Consider the following 19,463-nt stretch of genomic DNA (forward strand, 5'->3'; position numbering starts at 1 on the left):
CCTTAAAACTTCTTGACTAGGGTTTTGTTAGCTGTGGAGATTGTCCCCGATTGGTGCTTGACAATATTAGCCAGTTCTTGTAACTGATTAATCGCCTCTGCACCTTCTAATTTCATTAATTCACGGTCATCCCGCATTTCTGTCCAAGTAATCCCATAGTCAGATACTAAAAACCGAATTAGGTGATTATCTCCCAAGCTGACCATAAATGAAGCACTATTCATTTGGTCACCACAGGTATAACAGGAAGCCGGATATCCACGTCGTTCCAGTACAATTGCTAAGGCTTGTAGGTTCATTACCAAGTCTTGAACGAATTGTCGATGTTGATGCGCTAGTCTTAGAAACACTTTTTTCCTCCAGACACCACGGTCATTTGAGTTCTTTTATATTTTCTTTAGATTTTCTCTTCCTCTGGTATTGTAAACTATCCATTACAATAACCATCCATTTACGTAGTCTATTTATTGACTATCTTGCTAGGGTAGTAGATAACGGTTTTTGATGCCGTATCAAAGTATTCAGTTTGAGAAGTCCAAATATCTGACAGAATATTTAAACTTAAGATTGTCTTTATGTGGTTCTGTCAGCTTAGATGCTTATGAGAAACGATCCGATTTAAGAGTAACTCAAATTTGCCACTAGTCAACCATATAGAAAGATACATATTGTATCTCTATCTGCCAGAATAGCCAAATCTATTACGAGTAAAGGCTTCCAGGCAGTTTTTTGTAGCCTGAATCTCAAATACTGGCTTAATAACTTGTTTATTCTCTAACATCTGCTTGATATTGCCCCGGATTGGGTACGCAGAGTCACATTTTTTCACATAATCTAACTTTTGGCAGATGACTGTGTAACTTTTAGACTGGCAATTTCAGAAGCAAGCTGCTTTAGCAGTATTTGTTTATACTTATAAGCTTGGTTAGATAGATGCTAAATATAAAACCAAGTTTGGTAGATTTAATACTGAGAATAACTAATGTTAGAAGATTAATGTTGCCATTTAGGCAAGATTTTTACGGCTTTTGACATCATAGCGAAATGTTGTTTAAGCTACCGAAAATCTCTTGGCAATGACAATCAAATGTAACATAACATACAAAAAAGTTCATGTTTGAGCTTTTGGGATTGGGATTTTGGATTGGGGATCATATCCATATACATAAGTTAGGGGCACAGGATTATTGTGCCCCTTTATAAATTTAAATCAACTCTGTGTGAAAAATAGTTCTGAGTGCTGAGTTGGAGAGACGCGATTAATCGCGTCTTTCCAAGAGTTGTGAGTGCTGTGTAAAAATTCTAATCCCCAATCCCTAATCCCCATTACCCCTTATCCCCAGAGGGGGCCCCGAGTTCCCCAGTCCCCAATCTTAAGAGACTACACTACTTGCCACCAACCAAAAGCGGGGCCAATAAAACGGATGGTAACCCAAGCAGCAACCATCACACCAATACCTATCCAGGCACCGCGAGTAGTCCATTGCACAAATAGTTCACCTTGAGTTTTGGTAATCGGAACCCACGGTAAAATGCGAGTATCTTGACCGTATTTGTCTCCCAGTGTGGTTTTGCGACGCTTTGCTTCACCCATAATCAGCAATTTAAATTCTCAATTCATTTATGTTCTAAGTGTAGATTGGCATTGATTCCAAATGAATCCCATCTCCAGTGCCAATGAAATTGTGGCAGTCAATTGAAGCATAGAATGCCGCAATAAGCTGATGATAACGTTTACTGTGCAGCGATGTCTACGACGGGCTACGCCTACGCGTTGCGGTTGACAACAGTCAACAGTCAACAGTCAACAGTCAACAGTCAACAGTCAACAGTCAACAGTCAACAGTCAACAGTCATTTCTAAGCAGAATTTTCGGCGTTGGGATGGGAGAACAGACTGGGGTCGAGGTAGTTAATTCGCGCCAAGGGACTGAGGGATGCGAGAATTTGTGCGCCATAGCTGCGATTTACGACGCGTCCATCAAGTAAAGCCACAATACCTTGACTTTCGCGCACTGGTGCAACTGCACGTTGTAATTCATTTAAGGCTGTGGGCAATAAATATAAACGGAACCAATCTTGATGCGATCGCTTATAGTGGGCTACCCTACCAGCCACCAAGGGATTTTCTAAAGATGGCAAGGGCAAAGTTGCAATAACTAATAGATTGGGTGCGGGTAAAACACCTTGATGTTCTCGCCAAAATTCCCAACCGCTAATTAAAATCCCGTTTTCATCCAAGCAAGTTTTTTCTACTTGCACCCGCGAACCAAACTCAGAAGCGAGGATTGCTCCGACTTGCGCCTTTAGCGGTACATCCCCAATTAACACAACTGTTAAACCTGATGCAGTCGCACTCAAACACAGCAGCGTCCGCACTTTATGAATAAACGCCGCTTGAAATTCTGGTGTGTTTGGTAGAGGTAATTTGTAGGGTACATACAGTTGAATAGCGTCTGTTTGGCTATCCGCCGAGAACTTCAGACAAGTGACATCCTCCAATCCCAAGCGCTGACGGAACAAAGGAGCTTCTGTTTCTGGTTCTAAGGCACTACCAATGAACACTACAGGTTGTCGTTGCCAAATGGGTGCGACTATTTTTCCTAATTCAATTGGCGCGCAGTGTAAGGAAAATAAACCTTGACGACGAGCGATAGTTGCCCAGAGGAGGGGGGGAGGTGGAGATGAGGAAGATAAGGGGGATGAGGGGGAAAAAGTCTCGTTGATGTCTTGGAAGTAGTGCCAGAAATTTTTCCAAGCGTCGGGTAGTTGAGTACTATCTAAAGCTGAATATAGACGCTGCAAAATTTCTACTTCTAGTTGAGAAATTAGATAACACTCGTAGGGATTAGCTGGGTGCTGAAAAAATTCTTTCGTCAAATGCGATCGCGCCGAACGAATTAAGTCCGCTTGTTCTGGACAAGCCAGCATCAGCTCATCCCAATCGTGGGGTTGAATAGTTTGGGTAAGTTGATGGCGTACCCAATCTTCTAAATCATCCACGCCATCAATAATTGTGGGAATCCCTTCAGGAAAATGAGGCACATTTTTTATCTGTCTGCTTAACCAAGCTGCTGGGGTAGTTAGCAGTATCCCTTGGAACTCAGAACCAGGCCAATCGTCCCCAGTTCTAATAGGCTTTTTAGCTTGCAGCCACTCTTGTAGCCGCGGAATTTCAACTTTTAACAAGCGTTGTTGCACGGATTCCGGAGCCACAATAATTACAGGGCCATGCCACATCAATGCCGATGCTATAAAACTAGTGCGATATCTTCCCTGATAACCGCTAACAGCCCCGACTTGAATTAAGGCGCTACGTCCCAACCGTAAGGCGCGTGCTACCAACCTTGCCATCGTCAAATGATGGGGCCAGGAAGGGAACCCCGCCTGCGATCGCAGGAAGTTATGTAATGACAAATGAACTTCTGCCTCTATCACACGCTTTTAATCCCATTAAAATATGATTTTTACTTCCAATTGCCCCATTTCTATTATCTTGGCATTAGCCATCAGTCAGTAGTTATTTGTAGTCAACAATGACCAATCACCTATTTCCCTAAATTATGCCAACTTACACAGGAATTTCCAGCGAAGCCTTTAGGCATCCACTGGATCGCCAAGCCGAGCAAGCTTTACGTAATTTGCCAGGATTTGATTTAATCGCCCGTAAGTTTGTGGAATTTATCTATGAACGCCCACAATTAGTTTATTTAATGGGTAACGCCATCCAAGTTGGGCCACGTCAATATTCCACTATTTACCAGATTTTTCGCGAATGTGTACGAGATTTGGATATCTATCCGGAACCTGCACTGTTTGTCTTGCAAAACCCCCAAGCCAATAGCTATGCGTTGGGGCAAGAGAATCCTTACATAGTCATAAATACAGGGATACTGGACTTACTAGACGAAGTCGAAATTCGGGCGGTGCTAGCCCATGAACTGGGGCATATTAAATGTGGTCATACTATTTTAATTCAAATGGCGATGTGGGCGATGAGTGCTGCTTCGGCCTTAGGAGAGTTAACCTTTGGGATCGGAAATTTTGTTACTCAAGCCTTAATTTACGCCTTTTTTGAATGGCGGCGCAAAGCAGAGTTATCGGCAGATCGTGCAGCGCTGTTATTAATAGATGACTTAAATCCCGTAATGTCTTCAATGATGAAAATTTCTGGTGGTAGTATCAAATATGCCCACGAATGTAATTTACAGGAATTCATCAATCAGTCAGAAAATTACAAAGCATTAGACTCTGATGGATTGAATCAAGTCTACAAGTTTTTGTTGTATAACGGCGCTCAAGGCATGATGCTAACTCATCCGTTTGCTGTAGAGCGTGTACACTATTTACGTGAGTGGGCAGTATCAGAAGAGTATCAGCAAATTCGCCAAGGAAACTATCAGCGATCGCCTGCTTCGGGAGCAGTAAATGTTACCTCCGAATCTTCCGAAAATGATGCAGAAAATTTGCGCCGTCAAATTGAAGAATTGCAACAGGAAATTAACAGAATCAAACGGTCTGAGTGATATTTACTACTGAGTAGGTAAGTAATCGCAATTACCTTGAAATATGTAAAGTTTTATAGGGGAAAGGTTAAAGGCAAAGGGTTAAAGGTTTGTGCTTTGCCCTTTCCCCTTTCCCCTTATCTTTTGTAATTAACTGACAAATATTCATAATTTGAGAGTTGAACCCCTTTTCTCGTAATATGAAAATATAGCGGTTCCTAGTCTAGGGAAATACACATTTATCGGCGTTTATCGGCGTTTATCTGCTTCCAACGTCGGTTAATTTTTATCGCTGTACTTCACCAATATAGGAATCGCTATAAATCACCTGGGATTAGCTAAGAACTGGAGTTAAGAATATTGAATATTTCCAATATATTTCATAAATTTATATCTATATTATCTACTATTTCTCTTTTGATATTATTGCTACCTGGAATTGCTATAGCATTACCACAAAAAATCAATACTCAACCTAACTTGATGATTGCTCAAGCTCCTAAATCTTATTCTGACAGTGATTTAACTCCCTTACAGAAACAAAGACTCCAAGCTATAAGGCAACGAAGAAATAAAGAAATTTACGCAGTTTTAAATTCCTCACAACGGGCAAAATTAGCTGAAGAATTGCATCGTGGTACTGACTTTAACCAAGCCTTAGACAAACTGAATTTAAAGCCAGAACAGAAAGAAATGATTCAAGCAATTTTGCATTTTACTAACTTGAAGATGAAATTTAAGAATAATGGGTAATTGGTAATTGGTAATTGATGATTCTATCCCTTTTCCCCTTTCCCCTTTCACCTTTCCCCTATTCCCTATTCCCTATTCCCTGTTCCCTTTTATTCCTGTGACAAACGTTTAACCGCTTCACCCCCTAATAATTGATGTGCTTGTTTCAAAATTTGGGGGATTTTCTGGGCTTGGGGACTATGAGCAAGACATGAGCGTAAGTCTAGTTCGTCTATTTTGTCGGCTTTGTTGCCAGGAAACCAGTGACTAGCATTGCCTAGTAAGTTGTAGCGCATTTTGGCGTAGTCAATCATATCGTAGGCGATCGCTAAATTCCACAGCCACAATATGACTTGCATATTCACTTTTCCCGGTGTTTGCTCAAAGCTGGGCAAATTGACGCGCCAGGTTTTTACCCAGTCTTCTCCTAAAGTGGCGATCGCTTCTGCTTCTAACCGGGCAATGATTGGCGGTAAAATTTCATCGGCTCTGTCTAGCAAGTCTAGGGTTTTCAGGTGTTCGTCAAAGTCTTGGGGTTTGGATGCGCCTAAGCTGAGGGTATGTACCTGGGGATGACTGAGGCAAAATAAATCGTTAAACACCATCGGACTCAAAGGCGCGCACAAATCCAATAATTTTTGCGGTGGGTTGTAAAGCTTTCCGCCTTTATCAGATGGGCTAATGATAAATACTCCCATATCGTGCTGAGTAGCTGCGGCAATTGCAGCCCAATTCCATTGATTGATGTAGTACCAATGCAGATTCACATAATCAAATTGATTGGTATTAATGGCTTTTACAATTAAATCTGTAGCACCGTGGGTAGAAAAGCCAATAAATCGTACTTTGCCTTCAGCTTGTAACTGTTTTGCTACTTCTAAACAGCCACCAGGACGGATGCTATGGTGCAAAGATTCAGCATGATTAACACCATGTAGCCCTAGTAAATCAACATAATCTAGTTGCAGATAATTTAGCGATCGCTCAAATGTTTCTCTAAATTCTTGAGGATCTGCAACTGGGCTAACTTTTGTCTGCACAATCAACTTTTCGCGGGGAAACTTGGGTAATACTTGCCCCAATTGCATTTCTGAAGTGCCATAACCACGGGCAGTTTCGATATGATTAATGCCTAAATCTAGCGCCCGGCGAATCGTCGCTTCCAGATTATCCTGCTTATCTTGGGGAATCTCTGCTGGGGAAACATCCTGCCATTTGAACTGGTATCTCATCCCACCGCAGGAAAATACCGGGATTTGTAATTCTGTGCGTCCAAATCTTCTGTATAGCATTGATGATAGGGGAAGGGGGAACGGGGAATGGGGAACGGGGAATGGGGAACGGGGAATGGGGACAGAAAGAAGTTTACAGCAGTTTTTAGGGATTTATATCCCACGTGGATGTGTGTATTTCTGCTACTTGAAAATTTTTAAATTCATGCTTTCGCTTTTTTCTTGTGAAAACATTGCCAGGTTTTATCGCATCCCAAAATTAATCAGCCTACGGCTAAACCAAAAAGTAAGCTGTAAGCAATTGATATTGCAGTTCTGATTGGCGAGGTTATTTTCCTCGTGAACGAGGCTCGGAAGCTCGTCAATGAGGTTATTTTCCTCGTGAATGAGGCTCGGAAGCTCGTCAATGAGGTTATTTTCCTCGTGAACGAGGCTCAGAAGCTCGTCAACGAGGTTATTTTCCTCGTGAATGAGGCTCAGAAGCTCGTCAATGAGGTTATTTTCCTCGTGAACGAGGCTCAGAAGCTCGTCAATGAGGTTATTTTCCTCGTGAACGAGGCTCAGAAGCTCGTCAATGAGGTTATTTTCCTCGTGAACGAGGCTCGGAAGCTCGTCAATGAGGTTATTTTCCTCGTTAAACAGTAAATATACTGAGGCGATCGCCTGAACAATTCCATAGTGCGATGCCTACGGCTGGCTACGCCTACACTTTGCTGCAAAATAATACTTACTGAGTAAACATCAGCCCTTGAGTTACGATAACACCTGCAAATACCTCGCAGAAAACTACCCAGCCGATTTTGCCAGATGGCTACTTGCGTCTGAAACTTCAGATATCCAAGTACTTAAAACCGAATTAACTCTAGAACCGATTCGCGCTGATTCTGTTACCTTCCTGCAAATCGCCAATCAAATCCTGCATTTAGAGTTTCAAACTTCACCCAAATCCACACCACCCCTTGACTTTCGGATGCTAGATTACTACACCAGATTAAAGCGTCAATACGGGTGTGAGATTCAGCAGGTACTCATTTTCCTGCAATTTACATCTTCAGAAATTGCTTATCAAACCCAATATGTAGACACCAACACCATACATAAATACCGTGTCATTCGCCTTTGGGAAGAAGATCCCACACCTTTGCTAGCTAACCCCGCACTTTTACCTCTGGCGACATTAGCGCAAAGTAACTTCCCAGAAGACTTATTACAGCAAGTAGCGACTGCTGTGGATATGATTGAAGAAACAGATGAGCGACAGAATATATCAGCTTGCGTACAACTTCTAGCTGGTTTGCGGTTTGACAAAAGTTTAATTACACAGCTTTTTCGAGAGGATATTATGCAAGAATCTGTGATTTACCAGGATATTTTGCAGAAGGGAGAAGAACGAGGAAAGAAACAAGAGGCGTTACAACTAATTCTGCGTCTTTTGACACGACGGTTTGGTGCAATTGAGCCGCAGACGGAACAGCAGATTCGTGCTTTATCTGTTGCTCAACTAGAAGATTTAGCCGAGGCGCTGTTAGATTTCACTAGCCAAGCTGATTTAGTCAATTACCTGACAAATATCTCCCCAGCTTAAGCAGATACAGAAAAATAAGCGATCGCCTGAATAATTCAGCAAGGCGATCGCTTGACTTTTAAGATATTCGCTACACAGTTTAAGTTTTTTGACTAAAACAATAAAATTAAGGAAAACATTGAGGTATCGACTCAAATATGAGTACTTTGCCAGAAATTGAAGCCGCTATCAAACAATTATCGGAAAATGATATTCGTCAACTAGCTGCTTGGCTGGAAGAATATTTAGAACAAATGTGGGATAAACAAATCGAAACTGATTTGGTATCGGGAAAATTAGATAAATTAATCGCGAAAGCTGAAGCCGATATTGCAGCAAACCGGGTGCAAGATATAGATGAAATCCTTAACAACTCCTGATTTTTGGGAAGCTTATGCGCGACTACCAGATGATGTAAAGGAACAAGCAAAAAAAGCCTATCAAATTTGGCAAGAAAATCAATCTCATCCGTCTTTGCACTTTAAGAAAGTTGGCAAAAATCTTTGGTCTGCGCGTGTTAGCGGTGGATATCGCGCTTTGGCTTTAAAAAAGGGAGATGATTATTACTGGTTTTGGATCGGTACTCATGATGAGTATGATGCATTGTTGAATTAAAATCCAACTAATTATGCATTACCAGGCCCAGCCTGGTAATGAGGTGATGCTAAATATTCGCTTGCTGACGTTGATAAAGTGACCAGTACAATCCCTTTTGCTGCAACAATTGCGGATGAGTACCACGTTCTGCAATTACCCCTTGTTCCATCACCAAAATTAAATCCGCACGTTTGAGGGGGGCGAAACGATGGGCGATAAGAAATACGGTGCGGTTGGCGGAAATTTTTTGTAGGTTTTGCAGTACTTGCTGTTCGGTTTCGCTATCTAAGGCGCTGGTGGCTTCATCCAAAATTAAAATCGGTGCTGAGGAAAGGAACAACCGCGCTAGGGCTATGCGTTGTCTCTGTCCCCCTGATAAAGCTGTACCCCGTTCGCCCACATTGGTTTCGTAACCGTAGGGTAATTGACTGATGAAATCATGGGCTACGGCTAACCTAGCGGCTTCTACTACTTGCTCGGCGGTAATATCGGGGTTGCCGAGGGTGATATTTTCTAAGATGGAACCGTTAAATAAAAAGTCTTCTTGTAAAACAACACCAATTTGTTGCCGCAGTGAAGCTAAATCGGCACTTTTGATATCAAAACCATCAATTAAAATGCGTCCTGATTCTATTGAATATAGGCGTTGTAATAATTTTGAAAGGGTACTTTTACCAGAACCGCTACGCCCAACAATACCGACAAATTGTCCGGGTTCAACATTAAAAGAAATGCCGCGTAATACTGGTTCTGTACTTGCTTGATAACGGAAAAATACTTGCTCAAAAGTGATTTGTCCGTTGAGATTTGGTAATACTAAGCCTGTCCCTGGTTCTGCTTCTGGTGCAACATTCAGAATATCACCAATTCTATCTACAGAAAGTAGAACTTGTTGCAGATTTTGCCACAATTGCACAAGGCGTAACAGTGGCCCAGTGACTCTTCCTGATAACATTTGAAAAGCTACCAGTTGACCAATTGTAAGTTGATGATCAATAACTAATTTTGCCCCAAACCAGAGAATTAACAAGGTAGAAAAATTGGTGAGAAAGTCACCCAAATTGCTGCTGATGTTAGAGGTAGTAGAGGCTTTAAAACTGGTGCGAATGAAGCGCGCAAATAAACCTTCCCAGCGATCGCGGGCTACTGGTTCGGCTGCATGGGCTTTAACTGAATGTATCCCGGTAACTGTCTCAACCAAAAACGATTGACTATCAGCGCTGCGGTTAAAGGTTTCATTCAACCAACCCCGCAAAATTGGTGTCGCCACAATAGTTAATGTGGCAAATAATGGCAATACCGCCAAAGCCACAAAGGTGAGGGGAATATTGTAATAAAACATCAATGCTAAATACACCACAGCAAAGATGCTATCCAAAATCACCGTTAAGGCTGTACCTGTGAGAAATTGGCGGATTTGTTCGAGTTCTTGAACTCTTGCTACTGTGTCCCCAACACGCCGCGATTCAAAATAAGCTAAAGGCAAACGCATTAAGTGACGAAATAGCTGCGCTGATAAACTTAAATCTAAACGTCGGGCGGTATGGGTGAAGATAAATAAACGCAGTATGCCGAGTACAGCTTCAAATATTGCTACCAATAAAAGTGCGATCGCCATGACATCGAGAGTCGGTAAACTCTCTTGCACCATGACTTTATCAATCACAACTTGGGTAATTAGCGGTGTTGTTAACCCCAACAGCTGCAATGTCAAAGACGCGAGTAAAACTTCGCCGAGTAATCCGCGATATTTCCAAACTGCGGGAGTAAACCAACTCAGATTAAATTTTTCTTGCTGAGAAATCAGTTCTACTGTCCACATTTGCCCATCCCAAGCTGCTTCTACCACAGATTGGGGGAGACTTTCACAAGTGCGATCGCTATTGAGGGGATTAGCGATAATTAAGCGATCAGCTTTGACTCCATAGGCTACTACCCAGCTAGGACTTTCTTGTGAGCCAGAATTCCACTGTATCAAAGCCGGAAATGACAAGGCGCGCAAATCAGTCCAATTAATTTGCAATCGCTGCAACACCAATCCTAACTTTTCTGCTGCTTCCACAACATTTTTCGGGCGTTGTCCCCGCAGTTGGCGTTGTACCCATTCCAGCTTCACAGCATGATCCAAATGCTGCGCCACCATCGTTAAACAAGCTGCGGCTGTATTCCAGCTAGCGACAAACGGATAGTTATAGGTGGGGATTAGGGATTGGGGATTGGGGATTGGGGATTGGGGACTGGGGACTGGGGATTGGGGACTGGTGATTGAGGACGTGATAATTTCCCCTTCCCCCTGCTCCTCTGCTCCTCTGCTCCTCTGCTCCTCTGCTCTCTGCTCATCCTGTACGCCTTGAAAGAAGCTTTCCATTTGTGGCGTAGAAACTTCTTTCCATAATGCTGTTTCCCAACAGACTACGATGACTTCTTTACTAGCAGCTACAGCTTTGCATTCTACAGCTAAATTTTGTAAGTCACCAAACCAATCACCTGCTTGCAAAGCAGCTAATGGCTTGCCAATTCCTTCTTCACGCAAGCGCACTTTACCAGTAACAAGAAAAAACTGATAACCTCCAATAGTATTTGACCAAATTTTTTCACCAAGACGATAGCGACGAATTTCTGAGTGATTTTGTAATCGAGTTTGTTGTTCAGGAGTCAGCCAGCATAGAGGTGGTTGATTCCAGGGTACAGAAGCTAGCACGTTTATTCGTAAAGATTGATTATCCAGAAGTTTTATTTCACTTGTAATTTGACTGTCAGCTTTTGAATTTTCTCTGCTAGCCATTTTTCAAACAACTCATTTTGTAGCACTTGCTTTAGTTGAGTATCTTCTAAAGAAGCTGGCAGAAATTGTTCTAATCGAAACAAACCATAACGTTCTTCTAGTTCTATTGGCCCAATCAATTCTCCGGGAACTGCTGCATCAATTGCGGCTCTGATTTTATCTGGTAATGTTCCCCGACTAATTGGCCCCATCATGCCGTTAACAATGCGATCTTCTGCTAAGGAATATTCTTTAGCTAGTTGCTCAAAACTACCTCCTTCTTCAATTTGAGTTAGTAGTTCTTCGCAAAGCTCGCGATTATCAACAAAAATCCTCGATAGTACCACCCGATCTAAATAAATTTTTCGCTCAATGAAATACTCTGGTAGTTTCGGTTCTGTAACTAAAGCTTTCAGTTTTTCTAACTTAAAGTTGTAGGCAGCTGATGCATGAAAGGTGGCGTAATCTGTGCCATTTTTCTTTAACCATTCTTGAAAAATTTGGGGGTCTGTGAGTTGATTTTTGAGACGAAAATCAATAATTGTCTGTTCAGTTAAAGCCGGATTGATCTCAATATCGTCTCTAGTATTGATTTCTTGTTCAATCACGTACTGGCGAATAATATCGCCGATAAACTGCGACAATTTGCCGGAGGCTTGGAGATATTTTACTGCTTGTTCAATAGAAATAGATTGCCGATCAACAGTTAAAAATGATAAAGATTCCATAAAGCAATCCTGAGAGGAAAAATTAAATTTTTTATACTATTACAACCACAATCATCTATAAATAGCCATATAATGAGTTACCCATATACATTATTAATTTCATTAAATAAAATAATTTAGAAAATCATTTTTGATATTTACTAATATTCTTTTAGTAGAAAGGAATTGCTAAATTTAGCGCTTGCCCATCTACGAAAAATTTATATATTGAAATTTCAGAGCGAGAATTAAGCCATTACACTGGCCCAGGTAAAGGCAATTAACATAGCAGCGATCGCACCAATCAAGGTATTGATAATATTGACCAATTCATTGGTGAGCCAAGTATATTGAGATTGCAGCGTTGCGCCAATGACGCTTTCTAAACTGGTAGCAATCAAAGCTGCGATCGCACACCAAACTACACCAGCAAAATCGATTAAACCGACACCCCAACCAATAAAGGCGATTGCAATGGAAGCCACAACCCCAGCGAAGGTTCCTTCTAAACTCACTGCGCCTTCGGTTCCGCGAGGTACTGGTTGCAATGTGGTAATCAAAAAGGTTCGTTTACCGTATGCTTTACCTACCTCACTCGCACAAGTGTCAGAAAGTTTGGTACTAAAACTCGCCACATAGCCCAAAATCAATAGAGAGTTGAGACTAATGACTACAGACTGGGGAAGAGAAAAGAATCCTGCACTTAACGTTCCGATTCCTAAAGCACACAGCGCCGCAATCAACGCCGAACCCCAGACATTTTCCGGGCCTCTAGCCCCAGAACGCTTTTCTGCAATCCCTTCAGCTTCCTTTTGAGCTATCCCAATGCGTGTTACCCCAGAACCTACTAAAAAATAAAACGCTACTACTAGATACCCCTGCCAACCTAATGTTCCCCAAATAATTACGCCTAATACCCAGGCGTGGAATATTCCTGCTGGAGTCAGCAGCTTTTTGGGAGCAATCCAAACTAAAGCCAATAAAATGGCATTCAATCCCACTCCCACCAACCAAGGATTCGCAGAATCAAACAAAGAGAGCATTAGCAATATATGACAATTAGTGTGGCCCGAATATCAACAGAATAGCGAATTTCTCACTTTGCTGCTGGATCGTCTCCACCCCCTAATCCAACAATTACAGATATTCCTTCCTCTTTCCGGAAAAACCTATATGATTCACAAGATTAATTTTGATGAATAAATTATTTTGTAGTCAGCACTTCAATCCGGATTTCCCACACTTATATTGCTGAATACGTAATAAAATTCACTTGTTAGAGGCTACTTATAAAGTAGAGTGCGTTAGGCACTGATTTCCAATATAATTTGTCACGAAATAACTATCCTAGCGCCTAAAGCAAAGCCGCATGGATGGTGCGTTGATTATACCATTTGGCAAAAAACGCAACAGATTGGTAGTAGGGGCACGGCATCCACAATCTTTCGGTATATCAAATTATATTACTGGTGCCGTGCCCTACAAAGAGTTTATTTTTCGTCAACATTATTTGAATTGTTATTCGTATAATTAATAATTTCAGAATAAATCATATATAGTACTAACAACTACTAGTGTTCTAGGCAAAAGCTATGAGCGCAACTTTATTTCATCTTGCTTTCCCTGTAACTAATATTGCCGAAACCAAAGCATATTATGTTGATGGTTTAGGCTGTATTCCTGGGCGTGAAAATCCCCATGCTTTAATCCTTAATTTATTTGGTCATCAATTAGTAGCTCACGTTACTAAAGAACCATTAACACCACAACGTGGTATCTATCCAAGACACTTTGGGCTAGTTTTTACAGCCGAACAAGACTGGCAAGATTTATTAGAAAAGGCACAAAAGCAAAAACTACTATTTAAAGAAGAAGCGAAATATCGTTTTGTTGGTTTACCTTTAGAGCATCGTACTTTCTTTTTAGAAGATCCCTTTTATAACTTGATGGAATTTAAATATTACTGTCACCCAGAGGCGATTTTTGGAAGTTCTCAGTATACGCAAATTGGGGATAGGGTTTAATTGGTTCTGTTAAGGTTTCTGCTACTATTTTCAAACACCTAGCATCAGTTAGCATCCAAGGGTGTAATCCCACAGGTAAAACTACCTCTCTTCCCACTGGCATTTGTGAACTCTTAGCTGGGACGATCATCAAATCATAGGGAGTCCAGATTGATGTAAAATTAATCGCCTCCAACATTGCGACATCAGAATTCAAATCATTGAGTAAAGCACTGTTGGGGCGCATCTGCACGCAACCAGGTCGCAGAGAACCATAAGCGATCACCGTACCATGATGGGGCGAAGCAATTGTTATAAACCTCTGTACGTGGTTTATTCCCCCAAGCCTTTGGATATAGTAACGGCTGACAATTCCTCCCATACTGAAAGCCACTAAATCTAGTGGTTGTTCTGGGGGAAATTCTTTGGCGACATAGTCTGCTACCTGCTGTGCCAACTTATCTAAACCGACTGCACCATTATTAGGCACTAAATCTAAAGCATATACAGACCAACCTTGTTGTTTTAAATATTTCCCCATGCGGTAGAAAACTGCGCCTGTGTCATCAATACCATGTATTAACAACAGGGGATTGCGCTGCTGATTGTTAGTGTTTATCTCCATATCTTTGCTTAATCACTTCTGTAGAAAATCTAACTAGTCTGTGCCTGATTGACAAAGAAACTATGACAGTAGTTTCACTGGTTAACAGCTAGCCACTGCATTAGAATTTTTAATGGTATGGAGCAGATAACAAAATGTTAATTTTTGTTACGCCAACTTTCAGAATCTTGCCCTCAGTTACAGTAAAATTTAATAATTAATTTCCAGTGTATGCATTGTATGCAGGGTGCGAGTGCTTGTACAAATCAGTTGAAAATACTTGCCCTGTATTATTATTACAATGTTGATTAAGTAGAAACCTATATTGGTTGTCATCTAGAATAAGATCACGAAAAGTAAAAAAACGTAAAATAATGTCGTAATTTTTAACAATTACGGTAGGGATTCCAGATTTAAAAGGCAGGGAGAGATTGTAATGGATTTTATCAAAAAGTTGATTGCAGGGATTGTCAGTTTTATTACTGGACTATTACCAGGTAAAAATAAGAAAAGCAATGGTTACTACTTGGAGCTAGATGAATCCAAGGAAGCAAAGCCTGTAGCTGCTGTTAAGGAAGCAGCTAAAGAAGTAGGAGATAGCGCCAAGAAAGCAGCTGTAGCAGTTGCAGATAATACCAAGAAAGCAGCCGAAACAGTTGCAGATAATGCCAAAAAAGCAGCTGAAACAGTTACATCACAAGCTCCAGCACCATCATTGAATGGTACAAAAACTGCTGCATCTAAATCATCTAAGAAAAAATCAGCTAAAGAACCAAAACCTGCTGATGTTGCTCTAGTGCAGACTGCTGAAGGCTTGAAAATTGAACCTGGTAAAAATGACAAAGCTGTATCAGCCAAAGTAGTTAAAGAACAACCAAAAGAAACCACCTTTGCACCCAAATATGTTGCTGCTGGCGCTGGTAGTTCTAACGGTCGTCGTCGTCCAGGAGCTAACATGAGTGTTTATTTAGATATGGCACGTCAAGTCAAAACTCCTGGCTAATATGTTGATTTAGGCAGAGGGTTTTTTGGATTTTGAATCTTCAATCGAAAAATTTAAGATCCAAAATCTAAAATTCCCTAAGATGTGAAAATACCAACCCACTATATAAATGAAATGCTGAGTCCCAATTAGTCTTATCCCTGCGAAACAGGAGAACGTGAGACTGAATGTTACTCAGCATTTCTGTATGGTCTAATATTGTCTCAGCAAAGTGTGTAAAATCTGACCATACTTTGACTTCGGGAATTTGCTTTCCCAGCCATTCTTGTAAAATATTCCAATTAATTTTGATAGTATTTTGGTTAGGGTGAGTAGCGATTTCTAGCCCTTGTTGAAATTGATAGCTTTGATCGGAAAGCCGCAAAATGCAACGCCTACTGGGTAGGTGTAAATCGCAAAATTCGGCATAATCTTGAGTTTGAGTTTTGCGTTCTAGTTTACGTTGCGCGTTAACGTCTACAACTTGTTCAAAAATCGGCAGCATTCCCGACACTCGTGCTTTCACCTCTGACCAATTAAACGTTAAAGAACCAAGTTGACTGGTTTGGTTACGACAAACCACAGTAGTATTTGTTGCCGATTCAGCAAAATAATTAACTTGAAATACTTGAATCTGCTTAATCTCGGCAATTGTTGCCCAAAAGCAGGGAATACCTGCATTTTGTAATTGTGTACCGTAAAATTTCAATTCACCGATTTGTCCAGTGCGATATAACTTCCAGCCGCGACTAGGCAAAGTTAATCTGGCAGTATAAGTGTCAATTTGCCATATTTGGGCAAATTTCGGGGCTGCTTCGGCTTTTAATTCGTTGCTGAGAGGTTCTAAGACAAGTAAGCCTAGTTCAGTCTCGCTAGGTTCTGTTGTCGCCTGAATAATAGCCCTTTGTCTAACTTCTTGCTCAATTTCTTGGATTCGCTGCAAACCCTGACGCGCTTGCATCAAAATTTTACTATTGGTTGTACTTCGTAGCAGCTGCCGATAAATTTTTTCCGCATTCTCGTACTTTTTTGAGACTTCATGCAGCCGCCCTAAATAAAATTGCACCCAAGGATTTTCTGGTGATTCTTTTAACAGCTGTTGGAGTAATTTAGCTGCGGTGCTATAGTCTTTACGTTCAAAGGCCGTGGCAACTTGTTCAATCATCACTTTGTTTACATCCACGCGAAAAGAATGTCTCGCGCCTACCCTGCGGTAACGGCTGGGCTAAGTGCATGAGATATACATCATTTATACTTCACACGCTGCGGAAACTAGTGATAAAGCCACTACTGGCGCTGTGACTGCTCGCAAAATTCTCCGACCAAGGGAAACTGGTTGAAATCCTGCTGCGATCGCACTATCAATTTCTGGTTGTGTCCATCCACCTTCTGGGCCTGTAGCTATAACTAGTTCTTGGTCATTTGTCATTTGTCCTTGGTTTTGCAAGCACTTTTTGAGGTGAGGTAAATTTCCTCGCGCTTCACAGATATATTTGTGGCTGTTGGCAAAAGACAAACTACTGCTAAAAGCCACAGGTTCTAAAATTGTCGGTATAAAAGCGCGCTCCGATTGTTCCGCAGCTTCCGCCGCAATCCGCCGCCAGCGTTCCAATTTTTGCGGGCTGGGTTGCAGTAAAGTGCGATCGCTCAATACTGGGGCAATAGTTGTGACTCCCAACTCTGTGCAACACCTAACGACTTCATCAAAGCCGCTACCTTTGGGTAAAGCCACCATCAGAGTAATTGATACAGGTAACTCAGTTTCCACCACCAAAGCTTCTAAAACCTGCCCTTGCTCCCCTAATAGCTGCGTCAACCACCATTTACCCTTACCATCCATCGCAATAAAGCGATCGCCCTCACGCAACCGCAACACCCTTGCTAGATAGTGTTGTTGTTCTTTGGTGAGTGAAATTTCCCCTGCTTGGAGTTGAGAAGGTGCGATCGCAATTCTTTGTAGTTGAGACATAAGATTTTCCGCACTGAGTGAGTATCAATATTTGTTTGCTTTCCGTAGTAACTTCGGTTTTTAGGGAAATATCTGTGTATATCTTCATAAAAACATTAAAATCGAATAAATCCACTTCAGTAGTTTCTCGTAAGTATGCGGAATCAAGGCTAGGAGTGAAAAACGATGCAGGTTATTAATTGAACTTGGGGAACGATTCTGGATGACCAACGATAGCCAGATTAGAATTCTGTTTTTGACGGCTGAACCTACTGATACTGCTAGGCTGCGTTTACAAAAAGAGTTACAAGAAATCAAACAAAAGCTACAACTAGCCAATCAGCGAGCAAGATTTCTGTTAGAGTTCGGATTTGCTGTGCGTCCAGGAGATGTGAGCCAAGAATTACTGAATTTTCAGCCTCATATTGTACATTTTTCTGGACATGGCATAAGTACTGGTGAGCTTTGCTTTGAAAATGAGTTAGGTAAAATGCAGCCAGTAACGCCCCAGGCTTTAGCTGCGTTGTTTGAATTAGTAGCCCATCAAGTTCAATGCGTAGTTCTAAATGCTTGTTATTCAGACATTCAAGCCAGAGCTATTGCCCAGCATATCTCGTTTGTAATTGGTATGAATAGAGCAATTGGCGATCAAGCTGCGATCGCTTTCGCCGTTGGTTTTTATAAAGCACTGGGGGCGAATCGCTCACCTGAAGAGGCTTATGAGTTTGGCTGTGTAGAAATTCAACTGCAAGGTATTCCCGAAGAATCAACTCCAGTCCTCCGTAAAAAGATAGTAAATCAATCCCCTAACGATGTTTATATAGAACGCCCTCCTACCGAGCAGCGCTGTTATGAGGCGATTAAGCAGCTAGGTGCCCTAATCCGGATTAAAGCGCCTGACAAGATGGGGAAAACATCTCTGATGAACAGGATTCTTACTTATGCAAGAGCGAATAACTTTCAAACCGTAACTTTGAGTTGTCGGCGGTTAGTAAATCGCCAAGTTGCGACTGATATGGAGAGATTTTTACAGTCATTTTGTGGTGTTATTAGTAACGAGCTAGGGTTGAGTAATAAGGTAAATGAGTATTGGAATAATCAACTAACTCCTAGTTATAACAGTAGCGAATACTTTAAAAAATACTTATTACCAAACACAGCTAATGATTTTGTTTTAGCTCTGAATGATGTCGATTTAATTTTTGAACATCATGAAATTGCCCAAGATTTTTGTAGTCTGCTGCGGAGTTTTCACGATATGGCAAGACGCGGCGATCCAAATAGCAAGATTTGGGAAAAGCTCCGTTTGATCATTGTTCATTCTACAGAATTTTATACCTCTTTAGATATCCATAGCTCACCTCTTGCTAATGTAGGTTTAGTCGTTGATTTACCTGAACTTAGTCGGGAGCAAGTACAAAAGTTACTCAAGGCTCATGATCTTAAGTTGAAAGGACAAAACATTGATCAACTGATGGCTATGGTAGGAGGTCATCCTTATCTTCTGCGAATTAGTATCGATGAATTTAAGTTTAATAAAAAGAAATTTGAGCAATTTTTAAAAGAAGCACCCACCCCATCTGGAGCATTTAGTGACCATCTACGCGAACTCTTGGAACAACTCGAAAATAATCTAGAGTTGAGAACAGCATTCAGTCAAGTTATATCGGCGGATGCAGAAACTCCAGTTAAGTTACGTCCGCAGATTGCAAAGTCTTTGCAACGTTTGGGATTGATAAAGTTAAAAGGTTATTTTGCAGAACCGCGTTGTGAATTATATCGGCTTTATTTCCAAATGTTCCTTTAACAGATAGTAGATAGGTAAA

The 19,463-nt window shown here is 41.2% G+C and carries 20 protein-coding genes; 10 read left to right on the top strand and 10 right to left on the bottom strand.

The window, feature by feature from the left end; all coding sequences use genetic code 11:
• Nucleotides 1–2: 2 nt before the first annotated feature.
• A complete protein-coding gene (locus tag HGR01_RS03020; RefSeq protein WP_045871969.1) occupies nucleotides 3–350 on the bottom strand; it encodes a DUF1815 family protein in 348 nt (115 codons plus the stop codon).
• A 1,031-nt stretch (nucleotides 351–1,381) separates the two neighbouring features.
• A complete protein-coding gene (locus tag HGR01_RS03025) occupies nucleotides 1,382–1,594 on the bottom strand; it encodes a DUF2839 domain-containing protein (protein ID WP_045871970.1) in 213 nt (70 codons plus the stop codon).
• A 153-nt stretch (nucleotides 1,595–1,747) separates the two neighbouring features.
• Between HGR01_RS03025 and HGR01_RS03030 the strand changes: the two genes are divergently transcribed.
• A complete protein-coding gene (locus tag HGR01_RS03030; RefSeq protein WP_168161002.1) occupies nucleotides 1,748–1,915 on the top strand; it encodes a hypothetical protein in 168 nt (55 codons plus the stop codon).
• Here HGR01_RS03030 and HGR01_RS03035 read toward each other — a convergent pair.
• Entirely contained in the window at nucleotides 1,860–3,437 is a 1,578-nt protein-coding gene (locus HGR01_RS03035; protein WP_045871971.1) for a helicase C-terminal domain-containing protein, read from the bottom strand. The genes HGR01_RS03030 and HGR01_RS03035 overlap by 56 nt on opposite strands.
• Before the next feature lie 125 nt (nucleotides 3,438–3,562).
• Between HGR01_RS03035 and HGR01_RS03040 the strand changes: the two genes are divergently transcribed.
• Both HGR01_RS03040 and HGR01_RS03045 read left to right on the top strand, forming a co-directional pair.
• A complete protein-coding gene (locus HGR01_RS03040) occupies nucleotides 3,563–4,525 on the top strand; it encodes a M48 family metallopeptidase (RefSeq protein WP_045871972.1) in 963 nt (320 codons plus the stop codon).
• Between the two features lie 339 nt (nucleotides 4,526–4,864).
• The gene (locus HGR01_RS03045; protein WP_228045410.1) at nucleotides 4,865–5,257 is read left to right on the top strand and encodes a hypothetical protein; all 393 of its coding nucleotides are present in this window, start codon (nucleotides 4,865–4,867) and stop codon (nucleotides 5,255–5,257) included.
• Between the two features lie 89 nt (nucleotides 5,258–5,346).
• Here HGR01_RS03045 and HGR01_RS03050 read toward each other — a convergent pair whose 3' ends face one another.
• Nucleotides 5,347–6,528 (bottom strand): aldo/keto reductase, encoded by a 1,182-nt coding sequence (locus tag HGR01_RS03050; RefSeq protein ID WP_045871973.1) that lies wholly within the window; start codon nucleotides 6,526–6,528, stop codon nucleotides 5,347–5,349.
• Between the two features lie 279 nt (nucleotides 6,529–6,807).
• Between HGR01_RS03050 and HGR01_RS03055 the strand changes: the two genes are divergently transcribed.
• The 4 genes from HGR01_RS03055 to HGR01_RS03070 all read left to right on the top strand — a co-directional run bounded on the left by HGR01_RS03055 (nucleotide 6,808) and on the right by HGR01_RS03070 (nucleotide 8,647).
• Entirely contained in the window at nucleotides 6,808–7,113 is a 306-nt protein-coding gene (locus HGR01_RS03055) for a hypothetical protein (RefSeq protein WP_052335285.1), read from the top strand.
• A gap of 103 nt (nucleotides 7,114–7,216) precedes the next feature.
• Nucleotides 7,217–8,053, top strand: a complete 837-nt coding sequence (locus HGR01_RS03060; RefSeq protein ID WP_045871974.1) for a DUF4351 domain-containing protein — start codon at nucleotides 7,217–7,219, stop codon at nucleotides 8,051–8,053.
• Nucleotides 8,054–8,190: 137 nt separating this feature from the next.
• Nucleotides 8,191–8,412: a hypothetical protein gene (locus HGR01_RS03065; RefSeq protein ID WP_045871975.1), complete on the top strand. Its 222-nt coding sequence runs from the start codon at nucleotides 8,191–8,193 to the stop codon at nucleotides 8,410–8,412.
• Nucleotides 8,390–8,647, top strand: coding sequence for a hypothetical protein (locus HGR01_RS03070; protein ID WP_045871976.1), 258 nt, complete (start codon nucleotides 8,390–8,392; stop codon nucleotides 8,645–8,647). The genes HGR01_RS03065 and HGR01_RS03070 overlap by 23 nt, the downstream gene beginning before the upstream one ends.
• Nucleotides 8,648–8,696: 49 nt before the next feature.
• Here HGR01_RS03070 and HGR01_RS03075 read toward each other — a convergent pair whose 3' ends face one another.
• The 3 genes from HGR01_RS03075 to HGR01_RS03085 all read right to left on the bottom strand — a co-directional run bounded on the left by HGR01_RS03075 (nucleotide 8,697) and on the right by HGR01_RS03085 (nucleotide 13,143).
• Nucleotides 8,697–11,414: a type I secretion system permease/ATPase gene (locus tag HGR01_RS03075; protein WP_045871977.1), complete on the bottom strand. Its 2,718-nt coding sequence runs from the start codon at nucleotides 11,412–11,414 to the stop codon at nucleotides 8,697–8,699.
• Nucleotides 11,363–12,121, bottom strand: a complete 759-nt coding sequence (locus HGR01_RS03080; RefSeq protein WP_045871978.1) for a peptidylprolyl isomerase — start codon at nucleotides 12,119–12,121, stop codon at nucleotides 11,363–11,365. Before HGR01_RS03080 ends, HGR01_RS03075 begins: the two co-directional genes overlap by 52 nt.
• A 227-nt stretch (nucleotides 12,122–12,348) precedes the next feature.
• On the bottom strand, nucleotides 12,349–13,143 hold the full coding sequence (locus tag HGR01_RS03085) for a TIGR00297 family protein (protein WP_045871979.1): 795 nt from the start codon (nucleotides 13,141–13,143) through the stop codon (nucleotides 12,349–12,351).
• A 549-nt stretch (nucleotides 13,144–13,692) separates the two neighbouring features.
• On the opposite strand from HGR01_RS03085, the gene HGR01_RS03090 reads away from it, so the two are divergent.
• A complete protein-coding gene (locus HGR01_RS03090; protein WP_045871980.1) occupies nucleotides 13,693–14,124 on the top strand; it encodes a VOC family protein in 432 nt (143 codons plus the stop codon).
• Here the strand turns inward: HGR01_RS03090 and HGR01_RS03095 are convergent.
• Entirely contained in the window at nucleotides 14,054–14,722 is a 669-nt protein-coding gene (locus tag HGR01_RS03095; RefSeq protein WP_045872134.1) for an esterase/lipase family protein, read from the bottom strand. The genes HGR01_RS03090 and HGR01_RS03095 overlap by 71 nt on opposite strands.
• 421 nt (nucleotides 14,723–15,143) lie before the next feature.
• On the opposite strand from HGR01_RS03095, the gene HGR01_RS03100 reads away from it, so the two are divergent.
• A complete protein-coding gene (locus HGR01_RS03100) occupies nucleotides 15,144–15,710 on the top strand; it encodes a hypothetical protein (protein ID WP_045871981.1) in 567 nt (188 codons plus the stop codon).
• 67 nt (nucleotides 15,711–15,777) lie between these two features.
• Here the strand turns inward: HGR01_RS03100 and HGR01_RS03105 are convergent, their stop codons facing one another.
• Complete coding sequence (locus HGR01_RS03105; RefSeq protein ID WP_045871982.1) at nucleotides 15,778–16,854, bottom strand: tetratricopeptide repeat protein; 1,077 nt, start codon at nucleotides 16,852–16,854, stop codon at nucleotides 15,778–15,780.
• Between the two features lie 84 nt (nucleotides 16,855–16,938).
• Nucleotides 16,939–17,658: a 16S rRNA (uracil(1498)-N(3))-methyltransferase gene (locus HGR01_RS03110; protein WP_045871983.1), complete on the bottom strand. Its 720-nt coding sequence runs from the start codon at nucleotides 17,656–17,658 to the stop codon at nucleotides 16,939–16,941.
• Between the two features lie 202 nt (nucleotides 17,659–17,860).
• Between HGR01_RS03110 and HGR01_RS03115 the strand changes: the two genes are divergently transcribed.
• Nucleotides 17,861–19,444 carry an AAA-like domain-containing protein gene (locus HGR01_RS03115; protein ID WP_045871984.1) on the top strand — a complete coding sequence of 528 codons (1,584 nt, stop codon included), beginning with the start codon at nucleotides 17,861–17,863 and terminating at the stop codon, nucleotides 19,442–19,444.
• Nucleotides 19,445–19,463 lie beyond the last annotated feature (19 nt).

Origin of the sequence: Tolypothrix sp. PCC 7712 (genome assembly GCF_025860405.1) — a bacterium.
GTDB lineage: Bacteria > Cyanobacteriota > Cyanobacteriia > Cyanobacteriales > Nostocaceae > Aulosira > Aulosira diplosiphon.